We start from the raw sequence: 5,861 nt of genomic DNA, 5'->3' as shown, positions 1-5,861 counted from the left end.
GGCTCCCCCGGGTTGGACCTTTGTAAGTTTTCGTAAACCCACAATGATCCTCCCGGTGGGAGTTTTCAACTCTTCAGACGGTGATCGATCCGGGCTAGACATCTCCGTAATGATTTTCGTCGGATACCCGATTGCTACCCGAGAGCCGGGGCGACATGTGGGAGATCGTGGGTCGAGCAGGCGCTCGGCGCGCGCGGAAGTGGGGTCAATCAACCCTTCCGGCGACGCGCCGCTGCCGAGCGGCGGGGCCCGGTGTACGCTCCGCGACATGCTGCGTTGGACCGCGATTGTCGTTGGATGCGCGCTCGGCGCCGCCTCGGCCGGATGTGGTCGCGGCGAGGGGCGAGCGCACGGCACCTCGGCCGATCGGGCGGCTGCGACCGCCCCCGCCGGCCGGCGCGTATCCGTCGAAGTGGGACCGACCGGCTACGCTCCGAACCGCATCGAGGCGAAGCCGGGGGAGCGGCTCGTGCTGCGGTTCACTCGCACCGCGGACACCGAGTGCGGCCGGTACGTGACGGTGGCCGGCACGGACATCAAACGCGAGTTGTCGCTGGGCGAGCCGGTCGACGTGGCGGTGACGGCCCCGCAGTCAGGGGAGCTGGTGTTCGCCTGCGGCATGGACATGATGCACGGCATCGTGGTGGTGAAGCCGTAGCGGCGCGCGGGCGCCCGCGTGGGCCGGCACTCCGAGTGGCGACGTGCGCGTGGGGCGGCGCCGCCGGTCGCGACACCTACCTACTCGCCGGCTTGAGCCGGGGTGAGCGCCTTGAGCGTGAGGGCGTGGATGGGGCCCTTGAGTTCCTCCGCGAGGGCATCGAACACGATGCGGTGGCGTTCGATGCGCGACTTGCCCTCGAAGGCGGCCGAAACGACGGTGGCCTCCCAGTGATCACGGGTTCCCGTGAGGTCCCGCAGGGTGACGCGGGCGTCGGGAAGGGCGGCGCGGATCTTGGATTCGATGTCTTGCGGGTCCATGGATTCGGGGGTCGGTCGAACGGGCGCCGGTAGCCGTGCGCTGCTCGCGCGCTTCCAGTGTTCGCGGATCGGCCCTCGACGTCAAGCCGCGCCGGTCGTACGGCGCCGAGCGCCTACGGCGCCGGGGCATCGTCCGGCGACGGCAGCGGTCCGGGCGGCGGCACGACGATCTCGACGCGCTGCTGGTCGGGGCCGTCGGCGATCGCAAACGACTTGCAGTACACGGGAAGCTGGTCGACGACCTGCTGGATGCGCGCGGCGACGTTCGGGTCGTTGAGGTCGCCCGCGATCGGGATGGCGCACACGCTGTAGTCTCCGGGGCGCATCTGCCGGAACACGACCTCGCGACCGCCGGTGGCGAACCCGTGTCGCGCCGACGCCGCGGTGCCGCCGAAAAACGCGAGGTTGACCTCCTTGGCGGTGTGCAGATCCCACTTCCCTTCGGCGACGAACACCTGCGCGGTTTCGATCGGGGCGTCGCCCTCGCCTCGAATCGACACGGTCAGCGTGATGGTGCCGACGGGAATGTCGATGTCGACGCGGGCGACCTCGCCGGCCGCGACGGACGCGTGCGTGCTGGCCGATTGGCCGCCGGTGAGGCCGCTTTGCTTCATGGCGGTGAACGAGTAATCGCCGGCGGGCAGGCGCTCGACGAGGTAGGCCCCCTTTTCGTCCGTCGTGACGATGAGCGGGGACTGGGACCCGGGTTGGCCGATCAGGACGACGGCGCCGCTCGCCGGCTGGCCGCCGAGGGTGACGGCGCCCTCGACCCGCCCGAACGGAAGCAGCGGCAGATCGATCGCGATGTCGCCGTCGCCGGCCGGCACGGAGACGTGCCGCGAGCGCCCCACGTCGGGGTGCTCCGCGGCGATCTCGCCCGCCGTCGGCGGGATGCCGGCGATGCGATACGCCCCGTCGGGGCCGGACGTGGCTCGCTTGAGTCCCATCTGTTCGGCGAACATCTCCGCGAGCCCGGCGCCCAGCTTCGTCCCGTCGCTCAACACCTGGCGGCCGAACAGCACGGTCGCGCCCGCCACCGGCGCACCGTCCGGGCCGAGGACCCGACCGCGGACCGAGCGCCCGCGCCGCAGCGAGATCACGCCGAGGTCCGTGATCTCGCCGCCGCGAATGGTCACGTCGCGCACCGTCGTCGGCGCGAACTCCGGGCCGCGGAAGGTCACGTCGTACGTACCGCCGGGGATCCCGTCGACCTCGAAGCGGCCGTCGCGCCCGCCCGGCCGCAGGGTGCCGGCCCCGACCGCGACGGTGAACGCGTCCGGCGCGGATCCGTCCGGCAGTTGCACCCGCCCCGTCACCCCACCTTCCGCTTCGAGGACGACGCGGACATCCGTGTCTCCCGGTTTCGCGCGAACGCCGCCGGCCGTCCCGAAAAGCTCGATCGACAGTGGGGCGCCGCGCGTGGCGCGCACGCGGTAGCTGCCCGGCGGCACGCCGCGCAGCGCGAACCGGCCGTCCCCGCCGGTCATCGCGGTGTGCGGCCCGCGCAGCGCCAACTCCGCCATGCTCACCTCGCCGTCGAACACGTCCGGCAGCGCGGTGACGTACACCTCGGCCACCGGCGCGCCGTCGCCGTCGACGACGATGCCGGCGATGACGCCGTCGATGGACAGCGTGAGCACCACGTCCTCCACCGCGTCCTTGCCGGTGAGATCGACGTCGACCGCTTCACTGGTCGCCGCGTCGCCGCTGGCGACCAGCACGACGGGGACGCGCGCCACGGCGTCGAACGTGAACCGGCCTTGGTCGTCGGCGATCGCCTGGTGGGCGCCGCTGCCGGGGATGGCCGTCCAGGTCGACGCATCCCGCGCCACGAGTCGAACGGTGGCGTGGGCGGCCGGCTGGCCGTCGGCCGTCACCACGCGCCCGGCGACCCGCGCGCCGCGCGCGAGCTGGATCACGACGCCGGTGCGCTCCGTGCGCCCGTCGACGGTCACCGGCTCGCTGGCGGCCGGCGGATAGCCGTCGTGCACCGCGACGAATCGGTACGTGCCGGCCGCGACGGCCGGGATTCGAAACGCGCCGGCGTCGTCCGTCTTGGCGCCCTCGTGCGCGATCGCGTCGAGCGCACCGGTGAGCGACCCGGCCTCGATCGGGCCGACCCGGGCGCCGGCGATGGGCGCGCCGGCCTCGTCGACGACCCGGCCGGCGACCGGCGCTCCGCGCCGCAACTCGATGGTGCGCTCAATCGGTTCGCTCGCGCCCTCGGGAACGACGAGCGCGATCGCCGCGGGCGCGTAGCCGCCGGCGGTGGCGCGCGCGGTGTTGACTCCGCCCGGCACGCCGCGAAAACGGGCGACGCCGTCGCGGTCGGTCGCGCTGGTCATCTCGCGCGCGCCGCCGAGTTCGACGTCGGCGCCGGCGATGGGCGCGCCGGTATCGGCGGCGACGACGCGGATCGACACGCGCGCGCCGGCGCGCAGCCGCACGATGACCGGCGGCGTGTCGGCGCGCAGCGTGACCTGCGCCGACCCGGTCCGGTCGCCCTGGGTCGCGACGAGGGTGTAGTCGCGGGCGATCAGGCCGTCGAACGCGAACGAGCCGTCCCCCTCGGTGGTCGCCGTTCGCGGCGGGTTCGACAGCAGGCGCACCTCGGCGGCGCCGACGCCGTGCCCGTCGACGTCGACGACCTGGCCCTCGAGTCGCAGGTCGCCCGCGGGATCGCGCTCCTCGGTGACGGGCAGATCGACGGCGGGCGGCGGCGGGGGAGCCGCCCGGGCGACTCGCGCCGTCCCGGCATCCGGCGCGGTCGCGGCAGCGGTCGGCTCGTCGCGTTCGCGCCCGAACCGCCACCACGCGCCCGCTGCGATCAGGACGACCGCGATCGCGACGACGGCGGCGCGGCGGCTCATCGGTCGGCCATGAACGGATAGCGGTAATCCGTCGGCGGCGCGAACGTCTCCTTGATCGTGCGCGCCGACGTCCAGCGCAGCAGGTTCAGCGCGCTGCCGGCCTTGTCGTTGGTCCCCGACGCACGGCTGCCGCCAAACGGCTGCTGGCCGACGACGGCGCCGGTCGGCTTGTCGTTGATGTAGAAGTTGCCGGCGGCGTGCCGCAGCCGGCGGGTCGCCTCGAGGATCGCCGACCGGTCCGCGGCGAACACGGCGCCGGTGAGGCCGTAGGGCGACGTCGCGTCGACCAGGTCGAGCGCGTGGTCCCAGTGCGTGTCCGGGTAGACGTAGACCGTGACGATCGGGCCGAACAACTCGTCTTGCATCGTGCGATAGGCGGGGTCCTTGGCCACGATGATCGTGGGCCGCACGAACCAGCCGGTGGAGTCATCGGTCTCGCCGCCGACGAGCACCTCCGCGTCGCTGTCGGCGCGCGCCCGTTCGATCGCGTCGCGGTGCTTGGCGAACGCGGCGCCGTCGATCACGGCGCCCATGAAGTTGCGGAAGTCGCGCACGTCCCCCATCGTCAGATCGCGCGTCGTGTCCGCGAGTTGATCGCGGATTCGCAACCACAGCGAGTTGGGTACGTAGACGCGCGACGCGGCGGAGCATTTCTGCCCCTGGTATTCGAACCCGCCGCGCACGATCGCGGTCACCAGCGCATCGGGGTCCGCCGACGTGTGCGCGACGATGAAGTCCTTGCCACCGGTCTCTCCGACGATGCGCGGGTACGATCGATATCGATCGATCTGGTTCGCCGTGCGCTTCCACATGGCGCGGAAGACGTCGGTCGACCCGGTGAAGTGAATGCCGGCGAGTTCGGGCGAGTCGAGCGCGGCATCGCCGACCGCCGCGCCGCTGCCGGGAACGAAGTTGATGACGCCCGGCGGCAGGCCGGCCTCTTCGAGCACCTGCATGACGATCCAGGCAGACAACACGGCGGTCGACGCCGGCTTCCACACGACCGTGTTGCCCATGAGCGCCGGCGCTGTCGGCAGGTTGCCGGCGATCGACGTGAAGTTGAACGGCGTGACGGCGAACACGAAGCCCTCGAGGGGGCGCAGCTCGACGCGGTTCCACGTCCCGGGAGCGCTGTCCGGCTGGACGTCGGCGTACAGCTTGGCCGCGTAGTAGGGGTTGAACCGCCAAAAGTCGATCAGCTCGCAGGCCGAGTCGATCTCCGCCTGGTGTGCGGTCTTGGACTGGTTGAGCATGGTGGCCGCGTTGGCGGTCGCGCGCCACTTGCCCGCGAGCAGCTCCGCCGCGCGCAGCAAGATGGCGCAGCGGTCCTCCCAGGACATCGCCTCCCAGGCGGGTTTGGCCTCGCGCGCGGCGTCGATGGCGAGCGCGACCTGCGCGGGACCGGCCTTGTGATACGTGGCGAGCGGCGTGTGGCGGTCGTGCGGCTGGACGCAGGTGCCGATGTCCCCGGTGGTGACCCGCTCGCCGCCGATGACCAGCGGGATCTCGGTCCGCGCGCCGGCCAAGCGGTCGAGTTCCGCCTTGAGCGCGGCCCGCTCGGCCGTGGCGGGCGCATAGGACAGGACGGGTTCGTTGCGTGGATGCGGGACGGTCGGGATCGAGTCGGGCATGGTCGCTCCCCTGTGCGTAGTCGTTGGCCGGGAGGGTTCTACCACAGGCGGAGACGCGGGGGCGACGCGGGGCGAGCGCGCGTGGCGCGGCCGGCGCGGCCCGCACGCCCGCCGGCCGCGCAGCCGGCGCCGCGAGGCCCCTGCCGCCGCTACACACGCGCCACGACGCCGCGGTCAGTCGTGCTCGAGGTAGGTGTAGCCGGCGAGGCCGTCGCGGAACCGCTGGACGATCTGGCGCGAGTCGTCGAGGGTGAGGGTCTGGTCGCGGACCGCGCGCTCGACCTTCGCGCGCAGCCGGCGGATGAGTTCGTCGGGCTGGTACTCGACGTAGCGCAGCACGTCGGTCACCGTATCGCCGAGCACGACGTCGTCGATCGCGTAG

General features: G+C 72.5%; 5 protein-coding genes. 1 reads left to right on the top strand and 4 read right to left on the bottom strand.

Annotated elements, in window-relative coordinates; translation table 11 throughout:
- Positions 1-43 precede the first annotated feature (43 nt).
- Entirely contained in the window at positions 44-658 is a 615-nt protein-coding gene (locus D6689_19915; protein RMH38196.1) for a hypothetical protein, read from the top strand.
- Positions 659-738: 80 nt separating this feature from the next.
- Here the strand turns inward: D6689_19915 and D6689_19910 are convergent, their stop codons facing one another.
- The 4 genes from D6689_19910 to D6689_19895 all read right to left on the bottom strand — a co-directional run.
- Entirely contained in the window at positions 739-978 is a 240-nt protein-coding gene (locus D6689_19910; GenBank protein ID RMH38195.1) for a BolA family transcriptional regulator, read from the bottom strand.
- Positions 979-1,091: 113 nt separating this feature from the next.
- A complete protein-coding gene (locus D6689_19905) occupies positions 1,092-3,848 on the bottom strand; it encodes a hypothetical protein (protein ID RMH38194.1) in 2,757 nt (918 codons plus the stop codon).
- Positions 3,845-5,479 carry an L-glutamate gamma-semialdehyde dehydrogenase gene (gene pruA, locus D6689_19900; protein RMH38193.1) on the bottom strand — a complete coding sequence of 545 codons (1,635 nt, stop codon included), beginning with the start codon at positions 5,477-5,479 and terminating at the stop codon, positions 3,845-3,847. Before pruA ends, D6689_19905 begins: the two co-directional genes overlap by 4 nt.
- Positions 5,480-5,653: 174 nt before the next feature.
- The coding region (locus D6689_19895) for an arginine decarboxylase (protein RMH38192.1) at positions 5,654-5,861 on the bottom strand (208 nt) is incomplete at its 5' end.

The sequence above is a fragment of the Deltaproteobacteria bacterium genome (assembly GCA_003696105.1).
GTDB lineage: Bacteria > Myxococcota_A > Polyangia > Haliangiales > J016 > J016.
Note: the sequence above shows the minus strand (reverse complement) of the source record. Positions and strands in the feature narration are given on the sequence as shown.